At 40.4% G+C, this 15,464-nt stretch carries 11 protein-coding genes, 8 tRNA genes and 2 rRNA genes (1 of these 21 only partly in view); all 21 read left to right on the forward strand.

The window, feature by feature from the left end; translation table 11 throughout:
- A 23S ribosomal RNA gene (locus E2636_RS01035) occupies nt 1–2,356 on the forward strand; it begins 569 nt to the left of the window's first position.
- A gap of 64 nt (nt 2,357–2,420) precedes the next feature.
- A 5S ribosomal RNA gene (gene rrf, locus E2636_RS01040) occupies nt 2,421–2,536 on the forward strand.
- A 19-nt stretch (nt 2,537–2,555) separates the two neighbouring features.
- Nucleotides 2,556–2,630, forward strand: a tRNA-Asn gene (locus tag E2636_RS01045).
- 7 nt (nt 2,631–2,637) lie between these two features.
- Nucleotides 2,638–2,710, forward strand: a tRNA-Thr gene (locus E2636_RS01050).
- Nucleotides 2,711–2,749: 39 nt separating this feature from the next.
- A tRNA-Glu gene (locus tag E2636_RS01055) sits at nt 2,750–2,824 on the forward strand.
- 155 nt (nt 2,825–2,979) lie between these two features.
- Nucleotides 2,980–3,055, forward strand: a tRNA-Val gene (locus E2636_RS01060).
- 13 nt (nt 3,056–3,068) lie between these two features.
- Nucleotides 3,069–3,152 (forward strand) — tRNA-Tyr (locus E2636_RS01065).
- A gap of 17 nt (nt 3,153–3,169) precedes the next feature.
- Nucleotides 3,170–3,244, forward strand: a tRNA-Gln gene (locus E2636_RS01070).
- 20 nt (nt 3,245–3,264) lie between these two features.
- Nucleotides 3,265–3,337: transfer RNA gene (locus E2636_RS01075), tRNA-Lys, on the forward strand.
- 23 nt (nt 3,338–3,360) lie between these two features.
- Nucleotides 3,361–3,433 (forward strand) — tRNA-Ala (locus E2636_RS01080).
- 816 nt (nt 3,434–4,249) lie between these two features.
- Entirely contained in the window at nt 4,250–4,834 is a 585-nt protein-coding gene (locus tag E2636_RS01085; protein WP_208324120.1) for a GNAT family N-acetyltransferase, read from the forward strand.
- 67 nt (nt 4,835–4,901) lie between these two features.
- Nucleotides 4,902–5,807: an arginase gene (gene rocF, locus E2636_RS01090; RefSeq protein WP_134208202.1), complete on the forward strand. Its 906-nt coding sequence runs from the start codon at nt 4,902–4,904 to the stop codon at nt 5,805–5,807.
- Nucleotides 5,808–6,119: 312 nt separating this feature from the next.
- Nucleotides 6,120–6,683 (forward strand): RNA polymerase sigma factor SigW, encoded by a 564-nt coding sequence (gene sigW / locus E2636_RS01095; RefSeq protein WP_134208204.1) that lies wholly within the window; start codon nt 6,120–6,122, stop codon nt 6,681–6,683.
- A 12-nt stretch (nt 6,684–6,695) separates the two neighbouring features.
- Entirely contained in the window at nt 6,696–7,319 is a 624-nt protein-coding gene (locus E2636_RS01100) for an anti-sigma factor family protein (RefSeq protein WP_134208206.1), read from the forward strand.
- 146 nt (nt 7,320–7,465) lie between these two features.
- Nucleotides 7,466–8,302, forward strand: a complete 837-nt coding sequence (gene cdaA / locus E2636_RS01105; RefSeq protein ID WP_017379022.1) for a diadenylate cyclase CdaA — start codon at nt 7,466–7,468, stop codon at nt 8,300–8,302.
- On the forward strand, nt 8,295–9,254 hold the full coding sequence (locus E2636_RS01110) for a CdaR family protein (protein WP_134208207.1): 960 nt from the start codon (nt 8,295–8,297) through the stop codon (nt 9,252–9,254). The genes cdaA and E2636_RS01110 overlap by 8 nt, the downstream gene beginning before the upstream one ends.
- A 317-nt stretch (nt 9,255–9,571) precedes the next feature.
- On the forward strand, nt 9,572–10,924 hold the full coding sequence (gene glmM / locus E2636_RS01115; protein WP_134208209.1) for a phosphoglucosamine mutase: 1,353 nt from the start codon (nt 9,572–9,574) through the stop codon (nt 10,922–10,924).
- Between the two features lie 166 nt (nt 10,925–11,090).
- A complete protein-coding gene (locus E2636_RS01120; protein WP_134208211.1) occupies nt 11,091–11,540 on the forward strand; it encodes an Lrp/AsnC family transcriptional regulator in 450 nt (149 codons plus the stop codon).
- A 326-nt stretch (nt 11,541–11,866) separates the two neighbouring features.
- Nucleotides 11,867–12,808 carry a nickel ABC transporter permease gene (nikB, locus tag E2636_RS01125; RefSeq protein WP_134208213.1) on the forward strand — a complete coding sequence of 314 codons (942 nt, stop codon included), beginning with the start codon at nt 11,867–11,869 and terminating at the stop codon, nt 12,806–12,808.
- Between the two features lie 16 nt (nt 12,809–12,824).
- Nucleotides 12,825–13,721: an ABC transporter permease gene (locus E2636_RS01130; protein ID WP_134208216.1), complete on the forward strand. Its 897-nt coding sequence runs from the start codon at nt 12,825–12,827 to the stop codon at nt 13,719–13,721.
- A gap of 181 nt (nt 13,722–13,902) precedes the next feature.
- Nucleotides 13,903–15,459: a glutathione ABC transporter substrate-binding protein gene (locus E2636_RS01135; protein ID WP_134208218.1), complete on the forward strand. Its 1,557-nt coding sequence runs from the start codon at nt 13,903–13,905 to the stop codon at nt 15,457–15,459.
- The last annotated feature ends 5 nt before the right edge of the window (nt 15,460–15,464 follow it).

A 15,464-nucleotide genomic window follows, 5' to 3' on the forward strand; every position in this document is an offset into this window, starting at 1 on the left:
ACAAGTAGTTAGAGCCCGTTAATGGGTGATAGCGTGCCTTTTGTAGAATGAACCGGCGAGTTACGATTACATGCAAGGTTAAGCTGATAAGGCGGAGCCGCAGCGAAAGCGAGTCTGAATAGGGCGATAGAGTATGTAGTTGTAGACCCGAAACCAGGTGATCTACCCATGTCCAGGGTGAAGGTAAGGTAACACTTACTGGAGGCCCGAACCCACGCACGTTGAAAAGTGCGGGGATGAGGTGTGGGTAGCGGAGAAATTCCAATCGAACCTGGAGATAGCTGGTTCTCTCCGAAATAGCTTTAGGGCTAGCCTCAATTTTAGAATCCTGGAGGTAGAGCACTGTTTGGACTAGGGCCCATCCCGGGTTACCGAATTCAGACAAACTCCGAATGCCAGAGATTTATAATTGGGAGTCAGACTGCGAGTGATAAGATCCGTAGTCAAGAGGGAAACAGCCCAGACCACCAGCTAAGGTCCCAAAGTAATTGTTAAGTGGAAAAGGATGTGGCGTTGCTTAGACAACCAGGATGTTGGCTTAGAAGCAGCCATCATTTAAAGAGTGCGTAATAGCTCACTGGTCGAGTGACGCTGCGCCGAAAATGTATCGGGGCTAAACAATTCACCGAAGCTGTGGATTGACACTTAGGTGTCAATGGTAGGAGAGCGTTCTAAGGGCGTTGAAGCTAGACCGGAAGGACTGGTGGAGCGCTTAGAAGTGAGAATGCCGGTATGAGTAACGAAAGACGGGTGAGAATCCCGTCCACCGAATGACTAAGGTTTCCTGAGGTAGGCTCGTCCGCTCAGGGTTAGTCGGGACCTAAGTCGAGGCCGATAGGCGTAGACGATGGACAACAGGTTGATATTCCTGTACCACCACTCCACCGTTTGAGTAATGGGGGACGCAGAAGGATAGGGTAAGCGCGCTGTTGGTTATGCGCGTTCAAGCAGTGAGGCGTGGAATGAGGCAAATCCCGTTCCTATAACGTTGAGCTGTAATGACAAGGACCGTAAGGTCTGAGTTCCTGATTTCACACTGCCAAGAAAAGCCTCTAACGAGGTGGAAGGTGCCCGTACCGCAAACCGACACAGGTAGTCGAGGAGAGAATCCTAAGGTGAGCGAGAGAACTCTCGTTAAGGAACTCGGCAAAATGACCCCGTAACTTCGGGAGAAGGGGTGCTCTATTAGGGTGTTAAAGCCTGAGAGAGCCGCAGTGAATAGGCCCAGGCGACTGTTTAGCAAAAACACAGGTCTCTGCAAAACCGTAAGGTGACGTATAGGGGCTGACGCCTGCCCGGTGCTGGAAGGTTAAGAGGAGTGCTTAGCGCAAGCGAAGGTGCGAATTGAAGCCCCAGTAAACGGCGGCCGTAACTATAACGGTCCTAAGGTAGCGAAATTCCTTGTCGGGTAAGTTCCGACCCGCACGAAAGGCGTAACGATCTGGGCACTGTCTCAACGAGAGACTCGGTGAAATTATAGTACCTGTGAAGATGCAGGTTACCCGCGACAGGACGGAAAGACCCCGTGGAGCTTTACTGTAGCCTGATATTGAATTTTGGCACAACTTGTACAGGATAGGTAGGAGCCTGAGATTCCGGAGCGCCAGCTTCGGAGGAGGCGTCAGTGGGATACTACCCTGGTTGTGTTGAACTTCTAACCCTTGCCCCTTATCGGGGCAGGAGACAGTGTCAGGCGGGCAGTTTGACTGGGGCGGTCGCCTCCTAAAGTGTAACGGAGGCGCCCAAAGGTTCCCTCAGAATGGTTGGAAATCATTCGTAGAGTGTAAAGGCATAAGGGAGCTTGACTGCGAGACCTACAAGTCGAGCAGGGTCGAAAGACGGGCTTAGTGATCCGGTGGTTCCGCATGGAAGGGCCATCGCTCAACGGATAAAAGCTACCCCGGGGATAACAGGCTTATCTCCCCAAGAGTCCACATCGACGGGGAGGTTTGGCACCTCGATGTCGGCTCATCGCATCCTGGGCTGTAGTCGGTCCCAAGGGTTGGGCTGTTCGCCCATTAAAGCGGTACGCGAGCTGGGTTCAGAACGTCGTGAGACAGTTCGGTCCCTATCCGTCGTGGGCGTAGGAAATTTGAGAGGAGCTGTCCTTAGTACGAGAGGACCGGGATGGACACACCGCTGGTGTACCAGTTGTTCTGCCAAGAGCATCGCTGGGTAGCTATGTGTGGACGGGATAAGTGCTGAAAGCATCTAAGCATGAAGCCCCCCTCGAGATGAGATTTCCCATTGCGCAAGCAAGTAAGATCCCTCAAAGACGATGAGGTAGATAGGTTCGAGGTGGAAGCACGGCGACGTGTGCAGCTGACGAATACTAATCGATCGAGGACTTAACCAAATAAAGATTGAATGGCTTTCAATGGCTCGTTTATCCAGTTTTGAGTGAACAAACACTCAAGAAGTCTAGTGGTAATGGCAAAGAGGTCACACCCGTTCCCATCCCGAACACGGAAGTTAAGCTCTTTAGCGCCGATGGTAGTTGGGGGTCTCCCCCTGCGAGAGTAGGACGTCGCTAGGCTTTTTTATTTGTATTCCGTTCCGAAGTAGCTCAGTGGTAGAGCACCGCACTGTTAATGCGATGGTCGTAGGTTCGAGTCCTACCTTCGGAGCCACTTTCTTGCTTCCATAGCTCAGCAGGTAGAGTGCTTCCATGGTAAGGAAGAGGTCACCGGTTCGAATCCGGTTGGAAGCTTTTCTTCCAATAATACATACTCGTTAAATATACACATTTGGCCCCTTGGTCAAGCGGTTAAGACACCGCCCTTTCACGGCGGTAACACGGGTTCGATTCCCGTAGGGGTCACCAATTTCTTTTTATGTAACTTTAAATTAGTATGTAAAAAGAATCAAAAGCAAGTAGTTCTAGGAAACGATCGAATGAATGAAGGAGCGTACTCAAGTACGTGACTGAATAAATGAGTGAGTTGACAACGAAATGCACAGCTTTTCATTGTTTTTAACGGAGGATTAGCTCAGCTGGGAGAGCATCTGCCTTACAAGCAGAGGGTCGGCGGTTCGAGCCCGTCATCCTCCACCATAATTTTACCCTTGGAGGGGTAGTGAAGTGGCTAAACACGACGGACTGTAAATCCGTTCCTTCGGGTTCGGCGGTTCGAATCCGCCCCCCTCCACCATTTTTTTATTTTCTTGTTGGGGTATAGCCAAGCGGTAAGGCAACGGATTTTGATTCCGTCACGCCCTGGTTCGAATCCAGGTTCCCCAACCATATATTTTCATTAAGTTTACGAGCCATTAGCTCAGTTGGTAGAGCATCTGACTTTTAATCAGAGGGTCGTAGGTTCGAATCCTACATGGCTCATTTATTAACACACATCTTTTTTTAGGGCCTTAGCTCAGCTGGGAGAGCGTCTGCATTGCACGCAGGAGGTCAGCGGTTCGATCCCGTTAGGCTCTTTAATATTATATAAAAGACGAATGGAATGTATATATTCCATTCGTCTTTTTTGTATATCTGAAATGTGGATAAGATGTGGATAAGCTAACTTCAAAAACCGATTATAAAAGGTTATCCACATTGTTATGAACAAAAAAATAAACTTCTCACATGATTACTAGTTAATAGGATATTTTCCAGGAATATTTATAATATTTTACAAAAATCAAGAGTATATTTTCAAGTAATTAACGTGTGATAGGTAGAGATTTCAACCTTGTAACCCCGTCCTTCCTCGTAAAACTTGATTATTTGTACTTTTTAATTTAATAAATACTCGCAAATAATCATTAAGTAAGATAATAAAGACATCATTTATTAGAATCATTAAAATTAATAAATAATAGTGGATATATACAAAATTTTTTGAACTTATTAACAGGGATATCCCCAACACCTGGACAACTTGATATATGGAGACATAATTGTTATTAACTATGGAGCATGGAGTTAAATACATTGGTATTTGCGGCAAGAATAACCATTTTAACTTAGCAGTAAATATTGGGTACTTCAGGATGGATATTCATGTTTGTTGGATTTTGCGACTAATGCTGAAAAAAATGATTCAAATGTTTAATGAACGAAAACTTGGGAGAAAGTTATATACATATGTTTGTTGAGTTCTTTCACCTTTACACTGATTTTTAGTATTGAAAGAGTTATCGGGTGGATTGTACGTGGCATTAAAGAGTTAATAATTTTCACCCTATAATCTGTTTATATTGGAAAAACTTTTGTATTATAGTGTAAAAGCTATATGAGGAGTTGGGTAATATGACTGTGATATTAATCCATGACAACGTAATGCTACGACCAATGAAGGAATCCGATATCAAACGTTTGTGGAACTTGACGACGCCAGAGTTGTTTACGCATATGCTCAATCTAATTCAAACCATTGAAGAGTTTGAAAAATGGATGAGAACAAGTTATGAACAAATGCGACATTCTGAAACGAGCACAGTGTTTGTCGTTGCTCATTTAGAAACCGATGAATTATATGGATCCACACGTATTTACAATATCGATTACGCGAATAAAGCGTGTGAAATTGGAGCAACTTACTATGGGAAGGCGTTTCAACGAACACATATTAATACAAAAGCTAAGTGGTTGCTACTTACCTATGCATTTGAAACACTTGGGATGATTCGTGTAGAATTTAAAACGGATGAAGAAAATTTGATATCTCAAAAAGCGATTGAGCGGCTCGGTGCTATAAAAGAGGGCGTCATACGAAACGAACGAATTCGATCCACAGGTAAAGCGAGGAATGCAGTGCTTTATTCCATCATTAGTTCGGAATGGCCAAGTATTAAAAAGAAATTAGAAAATAGAATGAATATTTATTCACAATGATGTACAGTTGAGCCAACACCCCTTCACGGTTTACAATAGTTTTAAAGAAACGGGGGAGTATAAAATAATGAATAATTTAAATATATCTCTAATAGGTGTACCAATGGATTTAGGACAAAATCGTCGTGGGGTAGATATGGGACCAAGTGCGATTCGTTACGCGGGTGTTGTTGAACGATTGGAAGAAATTGGCCACAATGTGACCGACGAAGGTAATATATTAATTGCAGCTGCTGAGAAAACAGCATCGACAGAAACAAATCTTCGTAATTTAAAAGAAGTAACAGATGCGAGTACAGCTCTAGCAGAAAAAATTCATCATGTGATGGAAGATGGTCAATTCCCACTTATTCTAGGTGGCGATCATAGTATTGCTATTGGAACATTAGCTGGTTTAGGCGATCGTTATGAAAACTTAGGAGTTATTTGGTATGATGCACATGCAGATTTAAATACAGGAGAAACTTCTCCATCAGGTAATATTCACGGAATGCCGCTTGCAGTTAGTATTGGCTTAGGTCATGAGCAATTAGTAAATATTCGAGGTTTTGCACCAAAAATTAAACCTGAAAATGTAGTGATAATTGGTGCACGTTCTGTAGATCCAGGCGAGCGTGAATTAATTAAAGAAAAAGGCATTAAAGTGTTTACGATGCATGACATTGATAAGCTTGGGATGACAGAAGTTATGGACCAAGCGATGTCATATTTAAAAGAAAGCGAAGTTGATGGAGTCCATTTATCACTTGATTTAGATGGAATCGATCCTCTTTACACGCCAGGCGTAGGAACTCCAGTACCAGGTGGGATTAGCTACCGTGAAAGTCATTTAGCTATGGAAATGTTGTATTCTTCTAAGATGATTACATCAGCTGAATTTGTAGAAGTAAACCCGATTTTAGATGAGAAAAACAAAACAGCTGATGTGGCTGTAGCGCTTATGGGCTCATTATTCGGCGAAAAATTAGTATAAGCAGTAAGATATCAACTGTTCGATCTAGCATTTTTTGCTATAGGTCGAACAGTTTTTATATTAGATAATAAAGTCTCAGATATTTCGAGTCGCCCCTACTAGCACTGGCGTCGTCTATCTATAGTTGCACATGGCAATTTTCTAATTGTTATAACTTACTGTTATGACAAAACGTATACCTTAAGATGTGAATTTTTGTAAGTTTTTCGAAATAGTTTCTGATATAATGGAATTAATTAAAAAAATGATGAAACCTGTCTATCCTTTAATCCGTATAACTAAGACAGCCGCATCAGCGGAGGAGAATTTACGATGGATGCGTTAGTCAATAAACGAATAAAAGAAGTATTAAAAGGCGATCAAAACGCATTCACGGAGATTGTCGAGCTGTATCAAGATAAATTGTATCGAGTATGTTATCGCATGCTTGGAAATAAACACGAAGCGGAAGATATTGCGCAAGAAGCATTTGTCCGTGCGTTTATTAACATACATACATTTGATACTAATCGGAAATTTTCAACATGGTTGTATCGAATCGGAACCAACTTGTGTATTGATCGTATAAGAAAAAAGAAACCGGATTATTTCTTAGATGCAGAGGTTGCGGGCACCGAAAGTTTAAATATGTATTCGCAAGTTGCTTCAAAAGAAGAGTTACCTGAAGATGTAGTGTTGAAAATGGAAATGCAAGAAAGAGTACAATATGAAATTACTCGACTGCCGGATAAGTACCGAGCAGTAATTGTGCTTAAATATATGGAAGATTTACCGCTACAAGAAATTAGTGAAATCTTAGAAATGCCACTTGGAACTGTGAAAACTCGAATCCACAGAGGACGCGAGGCACTGAGAAAGCAATTGAGTAAAATGTAGGAGGGATTCACGATGGATAAATGCCCAAATATCGTTCGCTATATACATGAATATTTAGATGGGGACATTAGTCGTGAACATGAGCTGGAGCTTAAGGCACATTTGGCGAATTGTGAAAAGTGTCAACAACATATGCATGAGTTAAATAAAGTCACTGCGTTCATTCAGAGCGCATCTCATATTACAGCACCAAGCGGTTTTGTAAAAGGCGTGAACGCGCGTATGCCAAAAGAGACATCACGTGCTGGAATGAAACGGTGGTTCCATAGCCATCCATTGTTAACGGCGGCAGCCCTGTTTATGATTTTAATGAGTGCATCTTTATTTTCCAACTTTAATGATGACCAACAATTCTCATTTACAAAACAGCCGAATATCGTGGTTGAAGGTGAAAGAGTAATTGTTCCAGCTGGTACAACGATTAAAGGGGATATTGTTGTTAAAAATGGAGACCTTCAAATTGATGGAGAAATCGATGGTAATGTCACGATTATTAACGGAACGCTTATGGCGTCAACAGCAAATATCACAGGTGAAATTGAAGAGATTAATCAAGTATTTGATTGGCTTTGGTACAAAATGAAAGCAGGAGCCAAAGAAGTCGCATCATTTTTTGATAGTAATGAAGAAAAATAAGCCTACCCCTAATTTGGGTGGGCTTTTGATTTGTGATTAAATGTTTAGCATTGATTACTCATTTGCCTGATTGGTAAAGCAGCATGCTGAACATTTATGGTATAGTAGAGGTATATGATAATGTGAAGAAAAGTGGGGGATGCCACATGCCGTTTATTGACCAATTCACAAACTTGACGCCGGTAAACGTGCTCGTAAATATACTTGATGTGATACTCGTGTGGTTTGTCATTTATAAGATTCTCACTTTGATAAAGGGAACGAAAGCGGTCCAATTATTAAAAGGAATCTTTGTAATAATTATTGTTCGAATGTTAACTGATGTATTTGGTTTAGATACACTAGGATCGATGATGGAACAAGTTATTAACTGGGGCTTTTTAGCAATTATTATTATCTTTCAGCCCGAGTTACGACGTGCCCTCGAACAATTAGGACGAGGCAAGTTATTTGCACGCACGAGTATGCAGCAAGCCGAAGAGCAAGATCGTTTAATCGAAGCGATATCAAAATCTGTAAGTTATATGGCGAAACGCCGAATTGGTGCGTTGATTTCTATTGAACGCGAAACAGGTTTAAGTGATTATATTGAAACAGGCATTCAAATGAATTCTGAAATTACTTCGGAATTATTAATCAATATTTTCATACCTAATACACCACTCCATGACGGAGCAGTCATTATGCAAAAAAATAAAATTGCTGCGGCTGCATGTTATTTGCCATTATCTGAAAGTCCATTTATTTCCAAAGAACTTGGAACACGTCATCGTGCAGCACTTGGTATTAGCGAAGTGACAGATGCGATTACGATAATAGTATCTGAAGAAACAGGAGCGGTTAGTTTAACATCTAACGGTGACCTTCACCGAAACCTGTCTATAGAAGAATTTGAAACGCGCTTACGTAAAGTATGGTTTGGTCCTGAACCTGAACTTGTAAGCACTTCGAAATGGACGTGGAGGGGGAAAAAGAATGGATAAAATGATGGATAGCCCTTGGTTTTTAAGAATCACTGCGCTGCTACTCGCCATGCTTTTGTTCTTAACGATTAAATCTGATGATGAAAACTTAAATGCAGCAACTACAGGGAGTATGACGGATGTTATTCGTGATGTACCTGTTGAAGTGTATTATGATGATGGTAATTTGGTTCTGACAGGTGTTCCTGAAACGGTTGACATGACTATTGTAGGACCAACATCGATTGTGCAAACAGCGAAGCAATTGCAAGATTTTACAGTCTTTGTGGATTTGCGTGATTTGAATATGGGTGAACATAATATCATGCTTCAAGTCGAGAATGTATCAGATAAATTACAAGTCCGTTTAGATCCAGCATACATTGAGGTCAATATTGAAGAACGGATTACCCGAGAATTACGTGTTGACCCCGAATTTAACGAGCGGTTATTAGCTGAAGACTATATTTTGACTGGCATGAAGTCTGATCCAGAACGGGTTAAGGTAACGGGTGCGAGAAGTATAATTGACAGTATTAGTTTTGTTAAAGCAACTGTTACAGGCGATCAAGATCTGACTAAGACGTTTACTCAAGAATCAAGTGTAAAAGTGTTAGATAAGGATTTATCCAAATTGAATGTTACCATTGAGCCACAACAAGTAAATGTAACGATAGATATTGAGGAATATAGCAAGGAAGTACCAATTACTCTTCGGCAGACAGGTACTGCTATAGATGGTGTAACGATTAATAATTTAACAGCGTCCTTTGCTATGTTACGTGCTTATGGTAATCAAGAAGACATAGATGCTCTAGACGAAATAGTCGTGGAGGTTGATATCAGCAAACTAGACGATTCGAAAGAGATTACGCTAAAAATACCGCAACCTAAAGGTGTGTCTCGATTTTCTGAATCTGAAATAAAAGTAGATGCTGATGTTACACCAGCTCCTGAAGAAGGATCTGCTTAGGTCAATACACCGGTAGTGGATTTCGACTTAGATCGAAGATGTAAATTTGGAAGTAAGAGGTTTGAATGAAGCGGATCAAATTGTGTTTCTAAAGCCTGAGAATGGTCAAGTTAACTTAGAGATTAAAGGTGAAATTCGATAGTCAACTCATCGAGTTTTCAAGTTTATGTAGATGTGAGTGAAGCAGAGAATGGTAGAAACTTACTAGACGTTTCTGTAGAGGGTCCTGAAAATGTCACATGGACAATACCAATACCTTCTATTACACTAGATGTCCTGCGAGCTTAAGTTTTGATTTGAAGGAGAGAGTAAATAAAATGGGTAAATATTTTGGAACTGACGGTGTAAGAGGCATTGCAAATAGCGAACTTTCACCAGAATTAGCATTTAAATTAGGCCGAATCGGTGGCTATGTATTAACAAAAGGTGCAACAAGTCGTCCGAAAGTATTAATCGGTCGGGACACCCGAATTTCGGGGCATATGTTAGAAGGTGCTCTAGTAGCTGGCCTTTTATCCGTGGGTACAGAAGTAATGCGTTTAGGCGTCATCAGTACACCAGGAGTTTCTTATTTAACACGTGTGATGAGTGCAGAAGCAGGCGTTATGATTTCAGCTTCTCACAATCCAATGGCTGATAACGGAATCAAGTTCTTTGGGTCAGATGGCTTTAAATTATCAGATGAACAGGAAGCGGAAATTGAATCTTTAATTGACGCAGAAATAGATCAACTTCCAAGACCAGTGGGTAAAGATATTGGCCCTGTAACAGACTACTTTGAAGGCGGTCAAAAATATATTAGCTACCTAAAACAAACATTGGATGAAGATTTTGTTGGCATTCATGTTGCACTGGATTGTGCACATGGTGCGACATCTACTTTAGCAACTCACGTCTTTGCGGATTTGGATGCGGACCTTTCAACAATGGGGGCATCACCAAACGGTTTAAATATTAATGATAATGTAGGCTCTACTCACCCTGAAGTATTAGCGAAATTTGTGGTGGATAAAGGAGCTAACGTAGGTCTCTCATTTGATGGCGACGGGGATCGTTTGATTGCGGTAGACGAGAAAGGTCATATTGTTGATGGCGATCAAATCATGTACATTTGCGCGAAACATTTACACAGCGAAGGTCGTTTGAAACAAGATACAGTTGTGTCTACAGTGATGAGTAATATGGGCTTCTATAAAGCACTAGAATCGCAAGGTATGAAGAGTGTCAAAACAGCAGTAGGCGATCGCTATGTGGTCGAGGAAATGAAGAAAAATGGCTACAATTTAGGTGGAGAACAATCTGGACACATTGTGTTCTTGGATTACAATACAACTGGTGATGGCCTGTTAACAGGACTGCAACTTGTCAACATCATGAAAGTTACAGGTAAAAAATTATCTGAACTTGCAGCAGAAATGCAAATATTCCCTCAGAAGCTTGTTAATGTGCGTGTAACGGACAAACACGGTGTGACGGATAATGCAAAAGTAGCAGCTGTTATTAATGAAGTAGAAGTAGAAATGGCTCAAAATGGTCGCGTACTTGTACGTCCTTCTGGTACAGAACCTTTAGTGCGTGTAATGGTTGAAGCACCAACTAAAGAAGATTGCGAACGTTATGTAGAGCGTATTGTAGTAGTGGTTCGCGAAGAAATGGGATTAACTGAATAAAAAATAAGAAACCAGCTCTTTTTGAAGCTGGTTTCTTTTTGATTTTTATGATTGTGAATTCAGTCATTAGAAAGCACAACAATATAATAAAATATACAATGTCTTGCTTTCTATTTGAAACTTATTTTCGTATAATACCAATACAATGGTTGAAAGTAGGTGGCATATGCGTTTAGATGATACAGATAAACGTATTTTAGAATTACTAATTGCCAATGGGCGTATATCATATGTCGATATAGGAAAAGAACTTAATTTATCAAGAGTGGCAGTTCGAGAAAGAGTGAATCAATTGCAAGAAGCAGGAGTAATTGAGCATTTTACTGTGGTAATTAATTCTGAAAAAGTTGGGAAAAGTGTATCTGGTTTTTTTGAAGTGGATTGTGAACCTTCTTCACTTGTGGAAGTGGCTGAAAAACTTGCGGATAATCCAAGTGTAGCTAGTTGTTATCAAATGACAGGACCATCTACTCTTCACATGCATGTATTGGTAGATGATTTCTCGAATTTAGAAAATTTTATTAACGAAGAATTGTATGCTTTAGAAGGAATTACACGTGTTGAGAGTCACATATTATTAAGACGCTTTAAGAGTAGAAGTGGATTGAAACTATAATTACACGAAGACCCCTACATTTCAAAGGGAATGTAGGGGTCTTCGTGTATATAAATTTCTAATTACGAAATGATTGCAAACGTTTTCAATTTTTAAACTTGAAATGCTAACCAATTTGTATGCTATGTTGTTTTTTTTATTACGAAATGTATATAAAATACAATAAATTAAGTCTAAAGGGACTAAAAAACTAAATTAATTAACTTATTTGAATATTCATGTAGATTTTTTATTCTGCATGAACTATAATAAAAAATAACAAATATTAACCTTTTGTTAATCAAATACGATAAAAAGATTAACAATTGTAAGGAGGTGGGGAGTAAATGATAGCTTTGATTGTTCGTAGGGCAGTACAACTTGTATTTTTATTACTAGGTATTTCATTTCTTGTATTTTCATCCATGTATATCGCACCTGGAGATCCAGCTACTATGGTAGGTGGAGCAACTGCGACAGAGTCGGATTTAGAAGCGATTCGCGATAATCTTGGTTTGAATGATCCATTTCTCGTTCAGTATGGTAGATATGTAAAAAACGCAGCTCAAGGAGATTTTGGCTATTCCTATCAAACAAAACAAGCTGTTTCCGAAGCTATATCTATTCGTTTTCCGAATACATTAAAACTTGCCATTGCCAGTATGATAGTCGCCATAGTTATTGGTATTTTTGCAGGTTTAATATCTGCATTAAAACATAACTCCTGGTTAGATGTAACGTCCACAACTTTTGCTCTTGCAGGGATTTCCATTCCAAACTTTTGGTTAGGAGCAATTTTAATTTTAGTGTTTGCAGTGAATTTAGGCTGGTTTCCAGTCGGTGGATTATCCGCACCATTCTATACGGTTGATGGAATAAAACAATTGATACTACCGGCAATCACACTAGGTACCGGTTCAGCAGCAATGATTGCTCGGATGGCTAGGTCTTCAATGCTCGAAGTTATCAAAGCTGATTATGTAAGAACCGCAAGGGCAAAAGGTGTGAAAGAAAGAAATGTTATTTGGATTCACACATTGAAAAATGCCATGATTCCTGTTATTACCGTTATTGGTCTAAACTTTGGTTTCCTCCTTGGTGGAACAATTATTACTGAAAAAGTTTTCGCAATAAATGGGGTAGGGAGATTAATGATTGACGCCATTGCAATGAGAGACTTCCCGATGGTTCAAGGTTCGGTGTTGTTAGTTGCCACCTTATTTGTAGTCGTGAATTTAATAGTAGATATCGTTTATACCTTTATTGATCCACGTATCAGCTACGACTGATGAAAGGAGACACTATATGACAAACGCGGTACTGACAACAGATGAACGAGCACCGGTTGTTAAGAAGAAAGAAAAAGTATATGTCACAACGCTAAAACGACTGCTGAAAAATAAATTAGCGGCTATAGGAATAATTATTATCCTTTTACAAATCGGAATGGCCATTTTTGCACCGATTATTGCTACACATGATCCTATTAAACAAGATTTAATTAGCAGCGAACTTCCTATGTTTTCTGAAGGTCACTGGCTAGGTACTGATAATTATGGCCGAGATGTCTGGTCACGTATTGTCCATGGAGCACGAATTTCATTATTAGTGGGTATTACAGCCGTTTCTCTTGGCTTGATTGGAGGGGTTACGTTAGGGCTGCTTGGTGGCTACTACAAAAAATTAGATGGAATCATCATGAGGGTTGTCGATTTGCTATTCTCGTTCCCGGGTATTTTGTTAGCCATGTTAATTATTGCGGTATTAGGGACGAGCTTAGTCAATGTGGCCATCGCCATTAGTATTTGGTCCATTCCGACATGTGCTCGAATAGTGCGGGGTTCCGTGCTGTCCATTAAACAAAAGGAATATATCATGGCGATGAAGTCTCTAGGAGCTTCAGATCTACGAATAATGATTCGCCATATTTTACCGAATGCATTTGCACCTATTATTGTTTTTGCAACAATGCGAATGGGCACAGCTATCCTGTCGACAGCATCTCTCAGTTATTTAGGATTAGGTGCTCAACCACCAACACCTGAATGGGGTGCCATGATCGCACAAGGTCAAGACTATATGTGGACATCACCTCATTTAACGATTGTGCCAGGTATTGCCATCATGTTAACGGTTTTTGCTTTTAATGTAGTAGGAGACGGTTTACGAGATGCACTAGATCCAAACATGGAAATTCAATGAAAAGCAAAAAGCGCCACTCTGGCTCGACACTGGCGCTGGAAGTACCGATTCGAAAGCTATCTTTTGCAAGAGGGACTGAAGCTTAAGTGCGAGCTGGCGCTTGTAGCCAGACACAACGAAAAGCGCAAAGCGGCACGAGGTAAAGAAAGACACTATTAAAAATGGAGCAGGGGGAAGATTAATGAAGAAAATTGTATGGTTATCACTAGTGGTAATGGTGTTATTGGTTTTAGCAGCTTGTGGTGGTGGAGAATCAGCATCAGCTCCTAAAGAATCTGACGGGTCAGCAAGCGGAGATACGGCGAGTACTGAAACCTTTACGTACGCATCTACATCGGATGTTGTAGGGATGTCGCCAATTTTAACGAATGATTCAGTATCAGCTAATATTACGGAACATGTTTATGAAAAATTATTTGAACGTAATATCGAAACGATGGAATTTGAGCCTCAGTTAGCAGAATCATATGAAATCAAAGATGACAACACATGGGTAATTAAACTTAAAGAAGGCATTAAATTCCACGATGGAACGCCTTTTAATGCAGAAGCAGTAAAATACACATTTGACAAATTACGTGATCCGGCAACAGCTGCACCACGTGCCTCTTTATTAGAGCCAGTTGATACGATTACAGTAATTGATGAAAATACAGTAGAAATTAAAACAAAATATCCATACGGTGCTTTTTTAGCTTCATTATCGCATTCAAATGCAGCAATTGTGAGCCCAACAGCTGACCAAGCACAGGATTTAATGAAAGAACCAGTTGGAACAGGTCCATTCAAATTTGTTAGCTGGACTTCTGGTGATCAAGTGGAATTAGAAGCAAATGAAGAATATTGGGATGGTGCACCTGATCTCAAGAAGGTTGTATTAAAAGTTGTACCTGAAATTTCAACTGCTATCTCTATGCTACAAGCAGGAGAGATTCAATTTATTGACAACTTACCAACAGAACAAATCAAGCGTCTTGAAGCAATGGAAAATATTAATATCGAGAAAAAAGAAGGAACACCTGTTTATTATTTAACATTTAATCATTCAAGAGAAATGAATCAAGACCCTGAATTCCGTGAAGCAGTGGCAGCAGCTATTGATCGCGACGCATTTGTTACAAAATTAAATGGTTTAGGTGTTCGTAGTGATAGTGTCGTTGGACCGCAAGTATTCGGTTACGATGAATCTGCTGACGAAGCGGGAACTGCTTATGATGTAGAAGCAGCAAAAGCATTAGTAGAGAAAAATGGATACGGTGACAAGCCAATTAAATTATTGACAGCTAACCGTGACAACTTCATTTTAATGGCTGAAATTGTACAAGCTCAATTAACAGAGGCTGGATTCAAAGTTGAAATCGAGTCTATGGAGTGGGCTACATTCTTAGATACAGCACGTGGTGGAGAGTATGACATCACATTCCTAAGTTGGTCAAACGTAACGGGTGATGGTTCAGAATTGTTATATCCAAACTTCCATAGTGATAATGTTGGATCTTCAAACCGAGCACAATACAGCAATCCAGAATTTGATGAGTTAGTTGTACAATCAAGAACAACGATTGATCAAGAGGAACGTAAAGCGATTCTAGATAAAGCAAATAAAGTGATGATTGAAGATAATGCAGTAGTTGTTATGTATCACGGAATCGTGACTGCGGCAATGGACAAAGCATACTCTGGCCTTGAATTAGATCCAAACGGTAAATGGACTTTGAAAAACGTTACTGGAGAGTAGGGTGA

Source organism: Paenisporosarcina antarctica (assembly GCF_004367585.1).
Taxonomy (GTDB): Bacteria; Bacillota; Bacilli; order Bacillales_A; family Planococcaceae; genus Paenisporosarcina; species Paenisporosarcina antarctica.

Bases quoted from the DNA above. Each gene is read 5' to 3' on its own strand.
- E2636_RS01085 (WP_208324120.1), top strand. From the start codon at position 4,250: ATGACTGTGATATTAATCCATGACAACGTAATGCTACGACCAATGAAG.
- rocF (WP_134208202.1), top strand. From the start codon at position 4,902: ATGAATAATTTAAATATATCTCTAATAGGTGTACCAATGGATTTAGGA.
- sigW (WP_134208204.1), top strand. From the start codon at position 6,120: ATGGATGCGTTAGTCAATAAACGAATAAAAGAAGTATTAAAAGGCGAT.
- E2636_RS01100 (WP_134208206.1), top strand. From the start codon at position 6,696: ATGGATAAATGCCCAAATATCGTTCGCTATATACATGAATATTTAGAT.
- cdaA (WP_017379022.1), top strand. From the start codon at position 7,466: ATGCCGTTTATTGACCAATTCACAAACTTGACGCCGGTAAACGTGCTC.
- E2636_RS01110 (WP_134208207.1), top strand. From the start codon at position 8,295: ATGGATAAAATGATGGATAGCCCTTGGTTTTTAAGAATCACTGCGCTG.
- glmM (WP_134208209.1), top strand. From the start codon at position 9,572: ATGGGTAAATATTTTGGAACTGACGGTGTAAGAGGCATTGCAAATAGC.
- E2636_RS01120 (WP_134208211.1), top strand. From the start codon at position 11,091: ATGCGTTTAGATGATACAGATAAACGTATTTTAGAATTACTAATTGCC.
- nikB (WP_134208213.1), top strand. From the start codon at position 11,867: ATGATAGCTTTGATTGTTCGTAGGGCAGTACAACTTGTATTTTTATTA.
- E2636_RS01130 (WP_134208216.1), top strand. From the start codon at position 12,825: ATGACAAACGCGGTACTGACAACAGATGAACGAGCACCGGTTGTTAAG.
- E2636_RS01135 (WP_134208218.1), top strand. From the start codon at position 13,903: ATGAAGAAAATTGTATGGTTATCACTAGTGGTAATGGTGTTATTGGTT.